Source organism: Paralysiella testudinis (assembly GCF_016894345.1).
In the GTDB taxonomy this organism is placed as follows: domain Bacteria; phylum Pseudomonadota; class Gammaproteobacteria; order Burkholderiales; family Neisseriaceae; genus Paralysiella; species Paralysiella testudinis.
Map to the genome: position 1 here is coordinate 2,793,087 of NZ_CP069798.1, position 17,765 is coordinate 2,810,851.

18 protein-coding genes, 1 tRNA gene and 2 pseudogenes are annotated in these 17,765 nt (G+C 51.5%); 7 read left to right on the forward strand and 14 right to left on the reverse strand.

The window, feature by feature from the left end:
• The first annotated feature begins 19 nt into the window (after positions 1-19).
• Both phaC and JQU52_RS14120 read left to right on the forward strand, forming a co-directional pair.
• Positions 20-1,792, forward strand: a complete 1,773-nt coding sequence (gene phaC / locus JQU52_RS14115) for a class I poly(R)-hydroxyalkanoic acid synthase (RefSeq protein ID WP_230339085.1) — start codon at positions 20-22, stop codon at positions 1,790-1,792.
• A 184-nt stretch (positions 1,793-1,976) separates the two neighbouring features.
• Positions 1,977-3,283, forward strand: a pseudogene (locus JQU52_RS14120) (IS5 family transposase).
• A gap of 41 nt (positions 3,284-3,324) precedes the next feature.
• On the opposite strand, the gene JQU52_RS14125 reads toward JQU52_RS14120, so the two are convergent.
• Together JQU52_RS14125 and JQU52_RS14895 are read right to left on the reverse strand one after the other, a co-directional pair.
• Positions 3,325-3,417 (reverse strand) — tRNA-Ser (locus JQU52_RS14125).
• A gap of 66 nt (positions 3,418-3,483) precedes the next feature.
• A pseudogene (locus JQU52_RS14895) lies at positions 3,484-4,115 on the reverse strand (LysE family translocator).
• Between the two features lie 886 nt (positions 4,116-5,001).
• Here JQU52_RS14895 and JQU52_RS14140 point away from each other — a divergent pair.
• Positions 5,002-5,553, forward strand: coding sequence for a DDE-type integrase/transposase/recombinase (locus tag JQU52_RS14140; protein WP_328301441.1), 552 nt, complete (start codon positions 5,002-5,004; stop codon positions 5,551-5,553).
• 153 nt (positions 5,554-5,706) lie between these two features.
• Here the strand turns inward: JQU52_RS14140 and wrbA are convergent, their stop codons facing one another.
• The 12 genes from wrbA to JQU52_RS14200 all read right to left on the reverse strand — a co-directional run bounded on the left by wrbA (position 5,707) and on the right by JQU52_RS14200 (position 13,593).
• On the reverse strand, positions 5,707-6,303 hold the full coding sequence (gene wrbA / locus JQU52_RS14145) for an NAD(P)H:quinone oxidoreductase (RefSeq protein WP_379061626.1): 597 nt from the start codon (positions 6,301-6,303) through the stop codon (positions 5,707-5,709).
• A gap of 380 nt (positions 6,304-6,683) precedes the next feature.
• Entirely contained in the window at positions 6,684-7,655 is a 972-nt protein-coding gene (locus tag JQU52_RS14150; protein WP_230339089.1) for an IS110 family RNA-guided transposase, read from the reverse strand.
• 143 nt (positions 7,656-7,798) lie between these two features.
• Complete coding sequence (locus tag JQU52_RS14155) at positions 7,799-8,122, reverse strand: hypothetical protein (RefSeq protein ID WP_230339090.1); 324 nt, start codon at positions 8,120-8,122, stop codon at positions 7,799-7,801.
• 10 nt (positions 8,123-8,132) lie between these two features.
• Positions 8,133-9,269, reverse strand: coding sequence for a zonular occludens toxin domain-containing protein (locus JQU52_RS14160; RefSeq protein ID WP_230339091.1), 1,137 nt, complete (start codon positions 9,267-9,269; stop codon positions 8,133-8,135).
• A gap of 3 nt (positions 9,270-9,272) precedes the next feature.
• On the reverse strand, positions 9,273-9,557 hold the full coding sequence (locus tag JQU52_RS14165) for a DUF2523 domain-containing protein (protein ID WP_230339092.1): 285 nt from the start codon (positions 9,555-9,557) through the stop codon (positions 9,273-9,275).
• Position 9,558: 1 nt separating this feature from the next.
• A complete protein-coding gene (locus JQU52_RS14170; RefSeq protein WP_230339093.1) occupies positions 9,559-11,223 on the reverse strand; it encodes a virulence factor TspB C-terminal domain-related protein in 1,665 nt (554 codons plus the stop codon).
• A complete protein-coding gene (locus JQU52_RS14175; protein WP_230339094.1) occupies positions 11,210-11,515 on the reverse strand; it encodes a hypothetical protein in 306 nt (101 codons plus the stop codon). Before JQU52_RS14175 ends, JQU52_RS14170 begins: the two co-directional genes overlap by 14 nt.
• Positions 11,516-11,530: 15 nt before the next feature.
• Positions 11,531-11,761: a hypothetical protein gene (locus JQU52_RS14180; protein ID WP_230339095.1), complete on the reverse strand. Its 231-nt coding sequence runs from the start codon at positions 11,759-11,761 to the stop codon at positions 11,531-11,533.
• 72 nt (positions 11,762-11,833) lie between these two features.
• Positions 11,834-12,130, reverse strand: a complete 297-nt coding sequence (locus JQU52_RS14185; RefSeq protein ID WP_230339096.1) for a hypothetical protein — start codon at positions 12,128-12,130, stop codon at positions 11,834-11,836.
• 30 nt (positions 12,131-12,160) lie between these two features.
• Entirely contained in the window at positions 12,161-13,156 is a 996-nt protein-coding gene (locus tag JQU52_RS14190; RefSeq protein ID WP_230339097.1) for a rolling circle replication-associated protein, read from the reverse strand.
• A complete protein-coding gene (locus JQU52_RS14195) occupies positions 13,156-13,371 on the reverse strand; it encodes a hypothetical protein (RefSeq protein ID WP_230339098.1) in 216 nt (71 codons plus the stop codon). Before JQU52_RS14195 ends, JQU52_RS14190 begins: the two co-directional genes overlap by 1 nt.
• 42 nt (positions 13,372-13,413) lie before the next feature.
• Complete coding sequence (locus JQU52_RS14200) at positions 13,414-13,593, reverse strand: hypothetical protein (RefSeq protein ID WP_230339099.1); 180 nt, start codon at positions 13,591-13,593, stop codon at positions 13,414-13,416.
• 304 nt (positions 13,594-13,897) lie between these two features.
• On the opposite strand from JQU52_RS14200, the gene JQU52_RS14205 reads away from it, so the two are divergent.
• The 4 genes from JQU52_RS14205 (at position 13,898) to JQU52_RS14215 (ending at position 17,726) form a co-directional block, all read left to right on the forward strand.
• Positions 13,898-15,157, forward strand: coding sequence for a YihY family inner membrane protein (locus tag JQU52_RS14205; RefSeq protein WP_230339100.1), 1,260 nt, complete (start codon positions 13,898-13,900; stop codon positions 15,155-15,157).
• Between the two features lie 145 nt (positions 15,158-15,302).
• On the forward strand, positions 15,303-16,643 hold the full coding sequence (locus tag JQU52_RS14210; RefSeq protein ID WP_230339101.1) for a M23 family metallopeptidase: 1,341 nt from the start codon (positions 15,303-15,305) through the stop codon (positions 16,641-16,643).
• A 130-nt stretch (positions 16,644-16,773) separates the two neighbouring features.
• Complete coding sequence (locus JQU52_RS14725; RefSeq protein WP_268866620.1) at positions 16,774-16,896, forward strand: hypothetical protein; 123 nt, start codon at positions 16,774-16,776, stop codon at positions 16,894-16,896.
• Positions 16,897-17,240: 344 nt separating this feature from the next.
• The gene (locus JQU52_RS14215; protein WP_230339102.1) at positions 17,241-17,726 is read left to right on the forward strand and encodes an arsenate reductase ArsC; all 486 of its coding nucleotides are present in this window, start codon (positions 17,241-17,243) and stop codon (positions 17,724-17,726) included.
• Positions 17,727-17,765 lie beyond the last annotated feature (39 nt).

The following is a 17,765-nucleotide window of genomic DNA, read 5'->3' on the forward strand; positions in this document are numbered from 1 at the left end:
AGGCTTTGGAGAAAATACAATGTCGCAAACCCAATTTAAGCTGAACGAATCCGTACAGCAATTCATGCAGTATAACGACGACACCTGGAAAAAATTACAAGACTTCTACTTCGGCGACAACCCCGTAAGCGAAGCCGTAGCCAAACTGAACGCAGAAGATTTGGCTAAATTTTACGAAGCATTGGCCAGCAACCCCATGCGCATGATGGAATTGCAAATGAAATGGTGGCAAGGCCAGATGGATATTTACAAAAACATCATGCTGCGCAGCATGGGTGAAAATGCTGAGCCCGTGGTGGCCGATTTGCCCGGCGACCGGCGCTTCAGCAATGAGCTGTGGCAGCAAAACCCCAATTTTGATTTGTTGCGTCAGTCTTATTTGCTGCTGACCCAATCAATGCAGGAAATGATTGATGTGGTTGAAGGTATTCCCGAAACAGTGCGTCAGCGCCTGCACTTCTATACCCGTCAAATGATTAACGCCATGAGCCCCGGCAACTTCTTGTGGACCAACCCGGAAGTATTGCAGCAAACCAAAGAAGAAGCCGGTGAAAACCTGTTGCGCGGCGCCAAGCTGTTTCACGAAGATTTGATGAACAGCGGTAAATACCTGAAAATCCGCATGATGAAAGAACATGCTTTTGAAGTAGGTAAAGATTTGGCCTACACCGAAGGCAAAGTGATTTTTCAAAACGACGTTTTCGAGTTGATTCAATACACCCCAAAAGGCAAAGAAGTTTACCAAACGCCCTTGCTGGTGGTGCCGCCGTTTATCAACAAATACTACATTCTTGACCTTAAAGAAAAAAATTCATTCGTTAATTGGTTGGGCGAACAAGGCCATGCGGTATTCCTGATGTCTTGGCGCAACCCGATGAAAGAACAAGCCCACATCACCTTTAGCGATTTGATTACCGATGGCGTAATGGAAGCCGTGAAGGTAATCGAAGACATCACCACCGAAAAAGAAGTGAATGCCATCGGCTATTGCATGGGCGGTGCCTTATTGGCAGCCACCCAAGCCTATTATGTTGGCAAACGCCTGAAAAACCGCATCAAAAGCGCCACCTACATGACCACCATTCTGGATTTCCAAAAACCAGGTGAGTTAGGCGTATTCATCAATGATCCGGTAATCACCGCCATTGAAGCCATGGAAGAGAAAGTAGGTTATTGCGACGGCCGCCAACTGGCAGTAACATTTAGCCTGCTGCGCGAAAATTCACTCTACTGGAACTACTATATCGACAACTATTTAAAAGGTAAAGAAGCCGCCGAGTTTGATATTTTGTATTGGAACAGCGACGGCACCAACGTAACCCCGCCGGTACACAGCTTTATTCTGCGCAACCTGTATCTGAACAATGAACTGGTGGAGCCGGGCAAAGTCAAAGTAAACGGCACTGGCCTGAATTTATCGCGTGTGAAAACCCCCAACTTCTTTATCTCCACCAAAGAAGATCATATTGCCTTGTGGGACGGCACTTTTAAAGGCTCGGCCGCATTGGGTGGCGACAGCACCTTGGTATTGGGCGAATCCGGCCACGTTGCCGGTATCGTGAACCCGCCAAATAAAGATAAATATGGCTATTTCACCAATAGCGCACCGTTTGAAAATGCCGAACAATGGCTGGAAAAAGCCAAGCACCACAAAGGCTCTTGGTGGACTTACTGGCAAAAATGGGTACAACCTTACGCTGGTGAAAAAGTACCCGCCTATGCTATTGGCAATGAAAACCATCCGGTTATTGACAATGCACCGGGTAAGTATGTGAAAGTATCACTCACTTAAACATACCCAACGCAAACAGGCACCTGAACATGTTTCAGGTGCCTGTTTTTTTCAAACTCTTAAATTGAATAAAAATAGTCCTCCCTGAAGAATCCCCACCCTCATGATTTAATTAAACAAACGCTCAAAATCCACTATAATCAACTGCAAGAAACCCCCAATCTACCCCAAAAACCTTGCAGTTATGAAGCCCAAACACACGGACAACCACCCCGACCTATTCCAATTACAGCTGTCCCAAATCATCAACATGAGCCACCCATTGGTTAAACTGGCGCATCAGATTAACTGGGACAGAATCGCCACCCAAATCGACACCGTCTACACCACCGGCCCCGGCCACCCGCCGCTACCCACCCGCCTTTTGGCCGGACTGCATTACCTCAAACACGCCTTTGACGAAAGCGATGAAAGCGTATTGGTACGCTGGCTGGAAAACCCCTACTGGCAATATTTTTGCGGCTACTCATTCCTACAGCACCAACTTCCCTACACCCCACCTCACTGGTCAAATGGCGCCGGCGGGTAGGAGATAAAGCCGAAGCCCTACTGATTGAAACACTGCGCACAGCCCAAGAAAGCGGTGCCATCCAACCCAGCGAATTTCACCACATCAACGTCGACACCACCGTACAAGAAAAGAACATCACCTTTCCCACAGACGCCAAGCTCTACCACAAAGCCCGGCAAGTATTGGTCAAAGCCGCTCAAGAGCACAATATTCCCTTACGCCAAAGCTATGCGCGCAGCGGCAAGAAAGCCTTCATCCTCAACAACCGCTATCGTCATGCCCGCCAATACAAACGTGCCAACAAAGCCTGCAAAACTTTAAAAAACTACCTTGGCCGCATCATTCGCGAACTGGAACGCAAAGGCAGCCAAACCGATCAAGCCCTACAAAGCCTATTGGATCGCGCCCGACTGATTTACCGACAACAAACCGGCGACACCAACAAAATCTACAGTTGGCATGAAACCGCAGTGCATTGCATCGGCAAAGGCAAAGCACACAAAAAATACGAATTCGGTAATAAAGTTTCCCTCGTCAGCAGCTCGAAGAACAACTGGGTATTGAGTGCCCAAGGATTAGCCAACCCTTACGACGGGCATACACTGGCTGATGCATTGGCACACATGCAGCAAGTGTGTGGGCATAGCCCGCAACATGTCTACTGTGACCAAGGATACCGGGGACATCAACAAAACGGATCGGGCAAGCCTATCATCCATCTGGTCGGTAAGATTCCGAAAACAGCGAGCCGCAGTATGAAAAGATGGATGAAACGCAGAGCAGCAATAGAACCGATAATAGGCCACTTAAAGGCGGATAACCGTATGGGCAGAAACCACCTGAAAGGGGAAGCAGGCAACCGTTTGAACCCGATTCTGGCTGCCGCTGCCTACAACCTGCGCAAATTACTGGCGTGGTTGTATTTTTGGCTTATGGGGTGGGTGGGAGAGAGTCGGGAAGAATGGATTCTTCAGGGGTGACAAAATAAAACCCCTTGCAAAACAAAGGGTTTTAAAATTTCTGGCGGAGAACGAGGGATTCGAACCCTCGATACAGGTTTTGCCCGTATGCACCCTTAGCAGGGGTGTGCCTTCGACCACTCGGCCAGTTCTCCGTTAGGAAGCCGGAACTATACCCAAGGCAAAATAAAGTGTCAAGCCCCTTATGCAATATGCTTCGATTAAACAAAAAAGCGCACCACTTCCATTAGCAGACCAACCGCAATCAGAGCGTAAATCACCGCGCAGCTGCGGTTTAAATACAATAAGCGCCGCCCTTGTTTTAGCCATTGCGCCAAGCTGCGGCCGGATAAAACATAAATCAGCTGCCATAGGGTTTCAATCACAAAAAAGCTGGCCATCAGAATCAGGTATTGCGGCAGCTGCGGCTGGTTGTGGTTAACAAATTGTGGGAAGAATGCTGCAAAAAACAAAATCGCTTTCGGATTGGATAAAGACACCGCTAAGCCCACTTTAAACAAGCGCACACGGCTGGGCTGCACGCGCACCAAAGGCCCTTCTAAGGGGCGCCTTGTGCTTGCCATGCCTGCCAGCCCAAATACAGCAAATACACCGCACCCACGGCTTTGAGAGCCTGAAACACCACCGGCATTTGAGTACTCACCAACGACACGCCCGCAATCGACAGGCACAGCAAAATCAGCAAGCCGCAACTCAGCCCGGCCAAGGTATACAGTGTTTTGCGGGTGCCGTAATTCAGGCCATATTGAAACGCCAGCAACATATTCGGCCCTGGCGTGGCCGAAATGAATAAGGTGCTGGCAACAAACAGCCACCAACTGCTCCATGTCATGATTTATCCAACACAATTAAAATAATGCTTTTAATAAATAAAATTATGCACTGATTGGCAAACGCTGCCTGAAACCATCGAATTTGTCATTCCCAAGCCGGATTCAACAATCCATTGTGAAAATAAACCGATATAGCCACAATACAGAAACAGCATCAATATCAATGATTTTAAAACAGATGGTTTTATCTACTTCTTGTCTGGCAATGGATTGCCGAATCCGGTTCGGCAATGACGGCTTTATATTTCAGGCAGCCTTAGAGCCTGTTCACGATCTTTTTTGTAGCGGATTTTAGTGCAGAAACGGGTACAGGCAAGGCAAAAAGCACAGCCAAAGCCAGCTTTGGCGCGCATTTTTAACGCAGCATGCGCCTGTTTATGTGCTGAAAGCAGCACAATAAAAGATTTTGAACAGGCCCTTAAATGTTTAGTCCCTGAATTTTATGGAGTATCATTACCCCAATTAAAAGAGACCGACTTATGGCAAGCATATTGCATGGTAACGCCAAGACTACGCCTAGAATCAGAAAAGAAATACAAGAGTCTGAAGAGAGCATCGCAGCGTTAGCTAAAAATACAATATTAATTTCAAAACCGTTCTCTACTGGAAACACGCAGATTCGGTCGAAGATAAAAAGTCCGGCCCCAAAACCCGCCCCAGCGTGTTGACCGAATCGGAGCAGCAGGCAATCTGTACCGTCCGGCGACATCTGCGGCTGTCATTGGACGAGCTGTATATCATCTTCAAGCCCAATATTCCAAAGCTGAGCCGCTCCAATCTGCACCGGTGCTTGCAACATCACGGATTGTCGCGCTTACCCAAGAATGAATCCGATGGCCAAAAAGGTAAAAAACATTCAAACAATATCCGGTTGGCTTTGTCCATATCGACATCACCGAGGTGCGTTGTGAAACCGGCAAGCTGTACCTGTTTGTCGCCATCGACCGCAAAACCAAATATGTTTATGCAGAACTTCATCCGCGTATGACGCAGAAAACCGCCGTTTCTTTTCTGCGCAACCTACAACAAGATTGTGTGTTTAAAATCACCCATATCCTAACGGACAACGGTGCGCAGTTTACCTACAACTTGCTGAGCCAAGCACAACGGCCTGATAAGGAGCATCCGTTTGACGAGCTTTGCCGGCATTTGGGCATTGAGCACCGTACCACGAAATTCCGTCATCCATGGACGAACGGGCAGGTGGAGATTACCAACAAGATGCTGAAAGAGGTAACGGTCAAACGCTTCCACTATGAGCATCCTGACGAACTTAAACGGCACTTGATGGTATTTTTGCTGTATTACAACCATCAACGCCCCTTACGGTCGTTGAAGTACAAAACGCCTTGGCAGGCTTTGGAAGATTGCTATAATCTAGAGCCTGAATTGTTTCGTGAAAATCCATTCCAGAAGATTATGGGTCTTAACACTTAAATAAATGGCTGCCTGAAACCTTCACGCTACAACGCTTTGATTTTGCCAAGCCGGAATGCGTACAACTGAAGCCTTGCTTCAAACTGGGCACCTGCCTGCGCAGGTGCGACACGGCTTTTCAGGCAGCCTAAAAGTGGCATAAAACAACGGCCATCAAGCCAGCTTCAGCGCCATTTCGGCCAAGCGTTTGCCCTGCGCCCACGCCAATTGCTGTTCGTGCTCACTCAGCGCCACTTGGCCATCGTGGCCGGCCACATGGCTGGCGCCGTAGGGTGTACCGCCGCTGTGGGTTTGGCTTAAAGCCGCTTCGCTAAACGGAATACCGCAAATCAACATGCCGTGGTGCAGCAAGGGTGTCATCATACTCAATAAGGTGCTTTCCTGGCCGCCGTGCTGGCTGCTGGTGCTGGTAAACACACAGGCTGGTTTGCCAATCAGGCTGCCTGAAAGCCATAAGCCGCTGGTGCCGTCGAGAAAGTACTTCATCGGTGCGGCCATATTGCCAAAACGGGTGGGGCTGCCCAAAGCCAAACCGGCGCAGTTTTGCAATTCGGCCAACGTGGCATACGGCGCACCGTCTGCGGGAATGCTGTCGGCCGTGGCTTCGCACACGGTGGATACTTTGGGCACGGTGCGCAGCACGGCTTCACATCCGGCCACACTGTCAATGCCGCGCGCAATATGCACAGCCAGCTGACGGGTGCTGCCCTGCTGGCTGTAATACAAAACCAAAATGGGTAAAGCAGACATAACCATCCTTTGTTGAATCATGGGAAATAGAGTAATTTTAACAAAAGATACTGTATTGCAGCGTCAAGCTAAAAATCTGGTCAATATTTGCAAATCATTGTTTAAAAATGGAATATAGTTTTAGCAGGCGGGTGCAGGCGTTCCCCTGCGGGTCGGGCTTGCATGGCTGCGCCACTCAACCGCTACGCGTTTTCGCCGTTCCGGTGCTAATCCCTAACGCAAGACCTTGGGGCTTTGCCCCAAACCCCACACTCGCCGTGAGGCAGCTGGTGGGGCGATAAAACCACCCCACCAGCAGCCAGGAGCGTTTTTTGGGTGGGTTCTACGTCAAGGGGTATTCATAAAGGCTGCGCCTTTACAAAGCTTCCCCTTGACTTCATTTATACGGGTTCGGGATTCAGGCGTTTGGGGTCAAACGGTTGGCCGCTCTTGAGTACGGCATAACAGTAGGTGAGCAGTTTACGCATGAGGGCGCAGATGATTTGTTTGTTGTGTTTGCCATTATCACGCATGCGCTGGATAAAGGGCTTGAATTCGGGTAGGCGGAAGGCCACGACGGCGGGCATGTAAAGGGCGGTGCGGATGAATTTGTCACCCATCTTTGAAATCGCCAAGTAGCTGGTTTTCTTGGTGCCAGACTGTTTGATGATGGGGTTTAAACCGACAAACTTGGTCACTGCGCGGTTGCTGTTGAATTCTCTTTCGGCAAAAAGGGCGAGCAGGTGGGGTACGGTGGCGTCACCTACCGCCCTAACGGTCTTTAGTAAGTCGGCCTTTTGTTGCAGTGATTCATCAGCGGCAATGTGGGCTTGAATGGCGGCTTGAACTTCGGCTATTTGCTGGCGAAGGTTATCTATTGTTTTGTCGATGAAATCATGTATTGAAGGATGGGCAACCTGCAAACGGTTAAGCTGTGCGGTATGCATGTCTTTGTAATAGTCAAGCTGGCGCGTGAGGGCTTTGAGCTGCCGTTCTGATGGGCTGGGCGGGGTGTACAGGTCGGGCTTGATATCGGCACAAAAACGGGCAATGATTTTGGCATCTTGCTTGTCGGTCTTGACACACTGAAGTTTGGTGTTGGCGTATGATTTGATGGCAAAAGGGTTGACGACGGAAACAAGGTGGCCGTGGTCGTGCAGGTAGTCGGCGATGGCTTCGGAATAGGTTCCTGTGGCTTCGCAACAGGCGTGGACTTGGGGGGTGTATTTGGCTATCCACTCAGACAGCTTTTCAAAGCCTGTTGGATCGTTTTTGATAACGCGGTGGAAATAACGGTCGTTCATTTTCAAACAGGCGTCAATTTTTGACTTTGAGACATCTAAACCAAGGTAAACAGCGGTGGTGGTGTTCATGTAAAACCCCCTCTTATATTCAAGCTGGCTTGTGGCCGCCTAGGATACTGTTCAGGTTTTAAAACGGGTGAGAACCCCGCCTGCCAATCTTTTGTTCAGGCTCGAAGCCTAGCTGCTGGGAACGGCTTGGGCGGGGGGACTGCTTAAACTACAGGTGCATTATCAGATACAGGTGCAGTATCAATCCATTCAATCAAAAATGCAAACGTTGAAGAAATTAATTTAAGCTGCTCAACATCCAAAAAATGCCCTGATAAATTATTATCAATCAAGTTTTTCAACAAAAGCAACTGATTATAAGTCATAACAGGCGCAGCAAGTGAATTGTGTACGTTATCAAAAGCAGCTGAAGAAAAAGGCACACAGGAAGATGAAACAGGATAACCGTTAATCGAACCGACAAATGCATTATCACCGACATGTAAAAATTGGTGATTATTCAAATCAACATCAATTGTCTTACTCATAAAAAAATCCTCACTGAACACTTGTAAACGGTGGCGGCATCAAATCAGGCCGCGCTTTGCTGTCTAAGGCCATTACAGACGATTCGGGCGCAGGGGCGGGCGCGGTATTGGCCGTGGTCTGAACCGCCTGCTGCGGCTGCTTATAGGGGTTATAAATGCCATTCTCTGCGAAGTCAAGGCACAGACCTTTGTCCATGCCCCTAATCGGGGTCGCCTGGTCGGTATAGCAAGTACATTTGTTACCGGACTTGATACAGCCGACGGGGAACGGCATGGTTTGAATACTGGTGTTGTGCGGGGCGTAAACCGGGGCTGTCCACGGTTTGCCGTCAAGCGCGGGTTGGAAGTCTTCGGCCTTGAGGGTCTTTGCTTCCTGCGGGTCTGGCTGTTGTTGCTGCGGTTGCGGGTAGTGACCTGCGTCAGTCTGCGGTGCCGCATCCGCTTCCCCTTTGCCTGCCGCAGGTTCACTTGCCGCTTGCGCGGCAACCTGTTGCATGGTTTGCGGCGATAGCTGGTTTTTCAGGGTTAAGAATGCCCAAGTGCCCAAGCCTATTGCGGCAAGCAGTGCGATTGGAAACAGGTACACCCACATGCTGCGCCCTGTTTTGATTTTGGTGTGCAATTCGGCGGATTTGTAAAGTCCGTAAACATTCTTATCCAGTGTGTAGGGTTTGACGAGTGCGTCACGCACATCGCCTTTGTTGTCGGGGTTGCCGCACTTCTGCCATTCCCAAGAACGGCGGTTGCCAAGCTGGCTTTTGCTCAAGTGAACATGGTTCTCTACAAAGCTTTTGACGTTGATGTCAATCAAACGGGGATGCTGTGTCAGCAGGAATATGTCAACGCCTTTGTGGCGGTGGGTTTCCATTGCCTGCACGGCAGGCGGAACGGTAGAACCGTTTGAACGTTGCCGCCAATAGCGTTGGCATTCGTCAATGACGATGATGGCGTTGGTGGGCAGCCACTCATGCCAGTTGCCGCCGTTGCAGCCTTCGGGTAAAGGTTCGTGAGGGATTTTGTCGGGGTCAACTTCGGGGATGCCGTCAATGTACAGGGGTCTGCCCTGAAGGTCTTTGCGGTTTTTAAGCATGGATATCATGCGCAGGGTTTTGCCGGTGCCCGGCTGGCCTGTTATCAGGTATATCATGGCTTACTTTCTCATGGTTGCTGTGAGTTGTGCGGTTGCTTTCAGGCTGGCGATAAAAGTGAAGGCACCAAAAAACCAATTCAGGGCTACGCCGCCGCCGGAGATATAAAATATCTGGAGGGCATCGGCAGGGATGTTGCCGAGTTGGGTGCTTATCCAACCTGCAAACTTGCCTTGCATATAATCCAGTCCGACATAGCTTACAAAACCGACACCGAGGGCGGAAATGACTTTGCCCGCGAAGGTCATCAGGACGCTGGTGAGCATCATGGCGAGGGTGTTTTTCATGTCACAGGCTCCTAGTGGCGCTATAGGCCATGCCCATGGAAATCACCATCGCCATCATGATAATCATGGGTCTTACCATGCCCGCGAAATCGCACATGGGCTGATAGCTGATTTGAAAGCTTTTTGACATGACGTCAAATGAGAGCGGGCGGGGGCAGATGCCAGAGGTGTTAAAGATGTTAGCAGGCTGGAAATCCAATTTGCGTTGTTCGGACGGGATAACGGGGTCTTCGTAGTCGGCATTGCCAAGGTCTGCACACATAGCCGATTTGGGGTTTTGTGAGCAGATGTCGGGTGCGCTGGCCGTGGCGGGTTCGGTGGGCTTGGTTTCGCCCGGGGTTGTTGTGCTGGGGCTACCGGGGATAGGAGCAGTGGGAATTTCGGCACGGGTCGGGGCTTGGCTGCTGTGCGGAGCTAGGTCGGGGCGAGGGATTGTTGTTGCGGTAACGCTGCCATCGGCCTGAACTTTGAACTGGGTTTGTTGGGGGGTGTTTGTTCCAGCAGGGGTGTATGCGCTGGTTAAAAAGGTGTTGTTGGTGACGTTGTTGCTGTCTACCGTTGTTGTTGTGTTGCCAGCATTTGCAACACCGCTGCCTGTGATGGCATTAAGTAGGTCTGTGTTGTTGCGGTTGGTGTCGTTAAGCAGTTGCGCCAGCAAATTGATGATGGCGGCTTCGCCCGGCAGAACTTGGTCAATTGTCGGGGCGTTTTGTTCGTTGTATCTGATGATATCTGCTGCGCTGGCATCGGTTTTATAAAGCTGTATCCAGTTCCCCTTTTCCGCAGGCAGTTGCGGCCACACTTCGACATCGCCGAAACGCATGGGAAATGTCAGTTCGTAATTCTGGCTTTGTATCATTGTCCAGTCGACTGAATTCGACGGAATAATAATTGTGCGCACGAGGTTGAGGTTGCCGCCCCACTCGGTGATAGTGAGCTTTGAATATTGCTTGTAAGCGGCGGGGTCAATCGGCTTTTTTGATGCTTGGTAGTTGTCATACAGCTGGCGGGCTTTGGCTTCTGATTGTTGCTGTAGTGGTGCGGTGGGGATTGCATCGTTGTTGAGGTTTGCGTTAAGACGTGAGCCGATGCCTGTCCAGTCAAAGAGTTTGCCGACGGCAGCAGCAACGTCAGACCATGAGCCGTTTTCCATGCCGCGCACGAACTGGTCGGCAGCACCGTTCTGCTTTAGGTTGCCGAGGTGGTTTACGGCCATGTCGGCGACAATCAGACCGCCCAAACCTTGTGCCATGCGGCTTGTGGGGGGCATTTGGGTGCTGGTGGTGATTTTGCCTTGGGCGGTGGCACCGTAAGTGTCTTTCATAACAACGTTTAATTCTTTAACGCCGTGGACGAAACCGCCAGCAGCTCCACCCATATAGCGAGTGTTGCGGTATTGCGGGGTTGGTCCAGAGCCAGCACCAGGGGGATTTGAAAAACGATACTCACCATTTGGACCATAAAGACCACTGGGGTTAATATGACTACCGTAAACCGTTGAACCATTCGGGGCACGGCCAATTGCCGCTTGCCCCGTACTATCAACATAAACAGTAGCATCAGCCCGCGCCAACCCACTTACCCCCATCAAGGCCAAAACAGCAGCACAAACGGCAACGCTACGGCCAAGCCGATATAAAAATAGTCGGTCATTAATCACTCTCATTCCCCCTTTCGGGCAGGGTTTGGATAAATCTCATTAAAAATCGGAACGACCACGCTACGGCAAACAGCATGATGATGATGCCTGCTACCTGCATTCCTGCGGCAAGGTCGGCTTGGGGGTCACAGGTGCCAAAGCTTAGGTGCACGGGCTGGCCTGCATGGGTCCATGTGTCACCCTGTTTCACAGGGTGGACAAGGCTGCCGTCAGCGGTGACGGTAGGGACAACCAAGGACATTTGATAATCCGTGGCGGCTTCGATGGTGGCGAAGCAGTGGCGGCCTACTCTGTACATGGTTGTCCCTTTCGTTTAGCTGCGGTAAACCAGATTTTTAACGATGCGGAAGCCGACAGCGGCTACTGCAATCGCCAAGCTGGCTGCGCCTACTGCGGCTACGCCTACCAGCAACCCGGTGAGGGCTTCTACTGCGCCATCCCATGAGTTGGCGGCGTTGGCTGCGGTGGCGGCAGCGGCGATGGTGATGCCGGTGGCGGCATACTTGGTTTTGGCACTGTGTGCCAGTTGCTTCAGGGTGTTCATGATGCTTTCCTTTATGCCAGCGGGTTAGGAAGGGTTTAAGGCTGCTGGCGTGGCCTTAAATCGGGATTTCTGTTATTCAACAATGGTGAAGTACAGGAAGTCTTTAAAGGCGCGGGGCATGATGCGCACGCGCAGGGGTTGGCCGGGCTTGAAGCCTTTAAATGCTTCGGGGTTCTTGGTTTTGATGTTGTAAATGTTGGTGTCTTGTTCGGTGCGGACGATGACGGCAACTTCGTAGTTGACTACGATTTTGCCTTCACGGTCTTTTTTCTCTTTGCGCACGATGCGGTCAAAGCTGGCTTCGATATAAAAACCTTGGGTGCTTTGGTTGCTGACTTGGGTGTTGGTGGTTTGGGTGTTGTCATTCATGGCTTTGGTTCCTTGTGGTTTGGGTGGTGGTTAAATCGGCATGGCGGCGATGGTTTGGCGGTTGGTGTAGGCCCATTTGCTGCCGAGGCGTTGGGTCAATAGTTCGCTGTAGTTCTCTTGGGTCATAAATTGGTAGTCGGTTTGGCTGCGGTAGTAGCCGCCGATGATGTGGCGTTCAAACAGGTAGTTATCTACTTCGATAATCCAGTTCTTAAGCTTTTGACGCCAAAGCTTGCTGCCGGGGCTGGCAAACTGAAAATTGCTGGTGGCTATTTTCCATTTGCTTTGTTTGTCTTGGCTGGTCTGGCACAGGCGCACGCCTTTGTCGGCGCTGATGCGGCTGTCGATGTGTTTGCCGATGTACTTTGCTACGTAACGGGCTAGGCCTTTGCTGTTGGTCTTGACGGGCATGAGTTCGCTGCGGCCAAAGCCGTATTTGGGCATGGCGGTTCTTAGGTTTTTCCAATGGCGTTTGATTGCTTCATTAGCGGTTTTATAGTTGCGGGCGGCGATTTGGCGGAAGTTCAGGCCTCTGCGGATGTTGTCTTTGCAGACAACAAGCAGGTGGTAATGGATGCGGCCGCTTTTGGTTCTCTCTACTACGCGGATGTAGTGTTTGTAGTGGTGCTTGAGGAAGTTTGTGCGCAGGCTGTTAAAGCGGCGCTGGGCTTCGGACGGGCAGGTGACGTGGTCTGCGAAGGTCAGGGTCATAAAGCCGACGTGGTCTATGCCGAAGCGGTCAATCAGGGCTTTGGTGTTAAGCTCGAGGGCGTAGGCGCTTTTGCGGTGGGCGGTGGTGAACTCATTGAGTTCTGCTTCTTTGTCAGACTTGGCGCGAACTTCGGACGATGAAAAAACCGGGGCAACTTTGCCGCCTGCGGCGGCTTCGTTGGCTGCTGAAGCATCATCAATGCCGGGGCGGATTGAGATGTTTCTATTCAGACAAGGAAGCGACTTGCGGCCTGCGGCCTTCAGTCGTTCCGCTGCCGAATCGTTGCGCAACAGGGATTCTTTCAGGGCACTCATTACAGGCCACCTGCTTGAATGTAGCGTTTGCCGAACAGGCAGGCACTTTCAAAACCGTGGTCAAGTTCACAGTCCTCGAAAATGATTAAGTAGGTGGGGAAAAAGCAGGAGGCGGGTTCTTCACGACCTTGGCAGACTGCAAGCCAGCCCTGAATCGGTTGGCCGTGGCTGTCGGTGCGGGTGTCCGGGTATACGGTGAACTTGGGTGATTGCATGAAAAGCCCCTGTGATTGATGAAGAGAATATCGGAACCTCACTTACAAATATTCAAATTCATATTCGATGGGGGAAAGAACAAAGCGCTGGGCAGCTAAAGTTGCAGCCTCTTTTGTCGGGAAAAAAGACAAGCTAAGAACTTGAACAGAATCAACAACAAAAGTAAGCCAGTACTCATTAAGCGTGGGAGAGTAGGTGATTCTGAATTTATATTTTGACATGACAAAGCCCTCGTGATTGGTGGAATCACAAGGGCTTTATTAAGCTTACTAGCAGATTCAGGCTGGTTTGTCAAAAACCGCCTAAGATACTGTTCAATTTGGGAAATGTTGCTTGCCCCTGTGATGGGGCGAATATATAAGGCTGCCTGAAAACCTGCGGCTTCAGGCAGCATCAAATATCAACGAAACCCTATTACTGCGCATCGGTAGCGCTAATCGAACACCAACCAATCAATAAACCGCCGTCCTACAGCACAATTGGGCTAAAATAAGCCCGTTTTACCTGAAAAGCAAGAGAGAGCGCATGTTTAAGCGGCTAACCGACATTCCTTGGCTGCAAAGCCGTATCCCCGCATTTGCCCGTTTTTTATGGACACGCTTTAACGAGGTGAATGTGCCACAAGTGGCGGCCAGCCTTACTTTCACCACTTTGCTGGCGCTGGTGCCGCTGTTTACGGTTACCGTGGTGGTGATTTCGGCCTTTCCCATGTTTGCCGATATTTCCATGCAATTCAACAGCTTTATCACCTCGGTGTTGATGCCTGCTGCCGGTGCCGAATCGGTGGGCCATTATCTATTCGAGTTTCGCGACAAAGCCAGCAACCTCACCGCCATCGGCATCATCATCATGATGGTGACCTCGCTAATGTTGATTCAAACCATCGAGCGCACCTTTAACCAAATCTGGCGCGTAAACCAAGCGCGCCCGCTGATGATGCGCGTGTTGGTATATTGGGCTTTGCTTACCTTAGGCCCCTTGGCCATCGGCTTTGGCATGTCGATGTGGACGCTGCTGCTGAAAAACACCTTATTCGATTTACGCTACCCTTTTCTGAGCGCCACCGTAGGCGTATTGTCTTCGGTGCTGTTCATCACCTTGCTGCTTTTTTTGCTCTACCGGCTAGTGCCGTTTCGCTACGTGCCCGCGCGCCATGCCTTTTTGGGTGCGCTGATTACCGCGCTGCTGCTGGAAATCACCCGTCGCAGCTTTACCTTTTACGTGGCCAATTTTAATAGCTACCAGCTGGTGTACGGCGCGTTTGCCGCCATTCCGGTGTTTTTATTGTGGCTCAACCTATTGTGGATGATTCTGCTTTCCGGCGCCGTGTTTACCGCCGCGATGTCGTATTGGCAAGACCAAGCCTTTCGCCGCAACTTGGGCAGCAGCGGCCGCTTCGACGATGTTTTGCATATCTTACTGCTGCTGGATGCCGCCCAAACCGAAGGGCGCAGCCTGAAAATCCAACATTTTCGCCGCCACATCAATATGGGCTATGACGAATTGGGTGATTTGCTGGAAAAACTGGCCGCCTACGGCTATTTGGCCAAAAGCGGTGACGGCTGGATTTTGAAAACCAATGCCCAAAACATCGAAGTGGCCGATTTATTCCGCCTGTTTGTGTACAGCCCCAGCCAGCAAGATACCAGCCAAGTCGGCCAAACCGTACAAAACATTATGGAGCCCAGCCTAGGCGCCATGCACATGACCTTGGCCGACTTTATTGCCCGCAACCAATCATTTCACCAGCCAGACCCAATGCCTGACCACGCAGAAAACCATTAAAAACCACGCTTTTGGTAAAAAACCGCAAACACAACAGCCCTCTAGCCGTATTGTTTTCTATAATAAACAGGTTTTTGATTTTTAACGTCTCACCACCCATATAGGCTGCCTGAAACAGCCCCGCGGTAACGAGACCGGGAAGCACATGAATAAATTGTCCGCGTATTACCAACTGCTGCGCCAAAGCGTGCGCAGCCTGCCGCAACAATGGCACAAAAAACACCTGCGCTGGTCGCTACTGGTGATTGGCCTGCCCGTATCCAGTGTGATGGCGGCCTACGCCGTTACCGATGCCGCACCAGCCGCCCCTACCTACCAAGCCGAAAAAGTAATTGAGCAGCTGCCCGCCATTTTGGTGAACAGCACCCCGGCCAACAACAGCTACTGGCGCGAAGAAGTGGTGCAGCCCGGCGATAACCTCAGCCAAATTCTCAACCGCTTGGGCGTGGGCGAACGCCATATTCAAAACGTACTAAAAGACAACGACATCAGCCACCGCCTGTTACAGCTGAAACCCAACCAAACCATCAGCGTGCGCGTGGGTGCCGATGGCGACCTCACCGACATCCAGTTTTTCAACGATGACGACAATGGCGAAAAAAATCTGGTGGCGCTGCAAAAAACCAGCGGCGGCTGGCAGGCCAACGTGGGCGCGGTAGACACCGAAACCCTGCCCAGCTTTAAGGCCGTGGTAATAAAAACCTCCGCCCGTGGCGCTTTGGCGCAGGCACGCGTGCCGGTGGAAATCCGCGAATCATTGAACGAGCTATTTAAAGACAAAGTAGAGCTCGGCCAGCTCCAAAGCGGCGACACCATCCGCCTGATTTACAACAGCCTGTATTTCCGTGGCCAAGAGCTGGGCACCGGCGATATCTTAGGCGCCGAAATCAGCCACAACGGCAAAATCTACCAAGCCTATTATTTTGAAGACAGCGACGGCAACGGCCAATACTACGATTTGGCCGGACAGCCACTAAAAAAAGGCTTTGATGTACAGCCAGTGGCGCGTGCGCGCGTGTCTTCTTCTTTCGGCACCCGTTTCCACCCCATTTTGCGCACCATTAAAATGCACACCGGCATCGACTACGCCGCCCCCAGCGGCACCCCGATTGTGGCGCCGTCTGACGGCGTGGTGGAAGAAGTGGGCTACAAAGGCGGCTACGGCAACACCGTGGTGCTGCGCCACAACAGCAGCATGCAAACCCTTTACGCCCACATGAGCAGTTTTGGTCGCTTTGGCAGCGGCAGCCGCGTGAAAGCGGGGGATGTGATTGGCTATGTAGGCTCTACCGGCCGCTCCACCGGCCCGCACCTGCATTACGAAGTACGCCTGAACGGCCAGCCGGTAAACCCGGTTACCGTGGCCTTGCCCAGCCGCAAACTCGACAACAGCCAGCTGGCCGAGTTCAAAACCGAGCAGCAAAAGCTCGACCAAATCCTGGCCACCGTGCGCGACTTGCCGATTACCGTAGCCCAATTGGATTAAACACCGTCAGCTAAAGGCTGCCTGAAACCCAAAAACCTTGGCCACCCTGCCAAGGTTTTTTATTGGCCTATTCTGCCAGCCGCCCAACGAATCAGCTAAAATACAGCCTTTCTTCCCACAAGCGCCCGCCATGCCCGCCTCTGCCCTGCCCCTGTTTTACGGTGCCGACAACGGCGGCATCGTTTGCGCCTATGCTTTCAAATCAGGTCACGTCGACACCTTAAATTCTGAAGCCGCCGCCCACTGGCTGTAACACCACCCCGCCGAAGCGTTTTTATGGATACACGTCAACCTCAGCCACAATCAAGCACTGCCTTGGCTGCAACAACACACCGCCCTGCCCGAACTCTTCTACATCGGCGGCCTGTTCGGCATAAATGTGGGCGGCATTCCGCTGGCCGAAAATCCGCACGGCTTCGGCCTGCTGGTGTTGCTGGTGAGCGTGGGCGTGGTGGCCCCGCGGCGATTTTTTCTTCCGCCGCCGTCAGGATTAAAGGCTGCCTGAAAGCCCGCCCGTGCCGCAACACAGCATGACAAAGCAACAAAAGCGCCGCATAATCAACACCGAAACCACCTCACCCAAGCAAGGAAGCCGCCGTGACCACCCCGCTTTACCACGTCTTATTTTTATGCGACAGCAACAGCGCCCGCAGCATTATTGCCGAATCACTGCTCAACCGTTTGGGCAATGGCCGCTTTCAAGCCCACAGCGGCGGCAGCCATCCCGCAGGCCAAGTACACCCTTTGGCGCTGGAGGTACTTGAGCAGCAAAGCTACCCCACCGCCGGTTTGCGCAGCAAACACTGGCAAGAATTCCACACCCCGGATGCACCCGAAATGGACTTTATCATCACCTTGTGCGACCGCTTCAACCACGACCAATGCCCCGACTGGCCGGGCGAACCGGCCAGCGCCTTATGGCATTTTGACGACCCGGCCAAAATCGAAGGCGATCACCAAACACAGCTGGCCGCCTTTTGCCACAGCACCTTGGAAATCGCCCAACGGCTCAAGCTGTTTCTCAGCCTGCCCGCAGACAAACTGGATGCCATGGCACGCCACCACCATGTGCAACAGCCGTAACCGTACGGATACAAACGATAAATAAATGATAAGCAAATA

What these genes read in the sequence shown, in the direction of transcription:
- phaC (WP_230339085.1), top strand. Translation starts at nt 20, where the DNA reads ATGTCGCAAACCCAATTTAAGCTGAACGAATCCGTACAGCAATTCATG.
- wrbA (WP_379061626.1), bottom strand. Translation starts at nt 6,303, where the DNA reads ATGTCTGCTTTACCCATTTTGGTTTTGTATTACAGCCAGCAGGGCAGC.
- JQU52_RS14150 (WP_230339089.1), bottom strand. Translation starts at nt 7,655, where the DNA reads ATGAACACCACCACCGCTGTTTACCTTGGTTTAGATGTCTCAAAGTCA.
- JQU52_RS14155 (WP_230339090.1), bottom strand. Translation starts at nt 8,122, where the DNA reads ATGAGTAAGACAATTGATGTTGATTTGAATAATCACCAATTTTTACAT.
- JQU52_RS14160 (WP_230339091.1), bottom strand. Translation starts at nt 9,269, where the DNA reads ATGATATACCTGATAACAGGCCAGCCGGGCACCGGCAAAACCCTGCGC.
- JQU52_RS14165 (WP_230339092.1), bottom strand. Translation starts at nt 9,557, where the DNA reads ATGAAAAACACCCTCGCCATGATGCTCACCAGCGTCCTGATGACCTTC.
- JQU52_RS14170 (WP_230339093.1), bottom strand. Translation starts at nt 11,223, where the DNA reads ATGAGAGTGATTAATGACCGACTATTTTTATATCGGCTTGGCCGTAGC.
- JQU52_RS14175 (WP_230339094.1), bottom strand. Translation starts at nt 11,515, where the DNA reads ATGTACAGAGTAGGCCGCCACTGCTTCGCCACCATCGAAGCCGCCACG.
- JQU52_RS14180 (WP_230339095.1), bottom strand. Translation starts at nt 11,761, where the DNA reads ATGAACACCCTGAAGCAACTGGCACACAGTGCCAAAACCAAGTATGCC.
- JQU52_RS14185 (WP_230339096.1), bottom strand. Translation starts at nt 12,130, where the DNA reads ATGAATGACAACACCCAAACCACCAACACCCAAGTCAGCAACCAAAGC.
- JQU52_RS14190 (WP_230339097.1), bottom strand. Translation starts at nt 13,156, where the DNA reads ATGAGTGCCCTGAAAGAATCCCTGTTGCGCAACGATTCGGCAGCGGAA.
- JQU52_RS14195 (WP_230339098.1), bottom strand. Translation starts at nt 13,371, where the DNA reads ATGCAATCACCCAAGTTCACCGTATACCCGGACACCCGCACCGACAGC.
- JQU52_RS14200 (WP_230339099.1), bottom strand. Translation starts at nt 13,593, where the DNA reads ATGTCAAAATATAAATTCAGAATCACCTACTCTCCCACGCTTAATGAG.
- JQU52_RS14205 (WP_230339100.1), top strand. Translation starts at nt 13,898, where the DNA reads ATGTTTAAGCGGCTAACCGACATTCCTTGGCTGCAAAGCCGTATCCCC.
- JQU52_RS14210 (WP_230339101.1), top strand. Translation starts at nt 15,303, where the DNA reads ATGAATAAATTGTCCGCGTATTACCAACTGCTGCGCCAAAGCGTGCGC.
- JQU52_RS14725 (WP_268866620.1), top strand. Translation starts at nt 16,774, where the DNA reads ATGCCCGCCTCTGCCCTGCCCCTGTTTTACGGTGCCGACAACGGCGGC.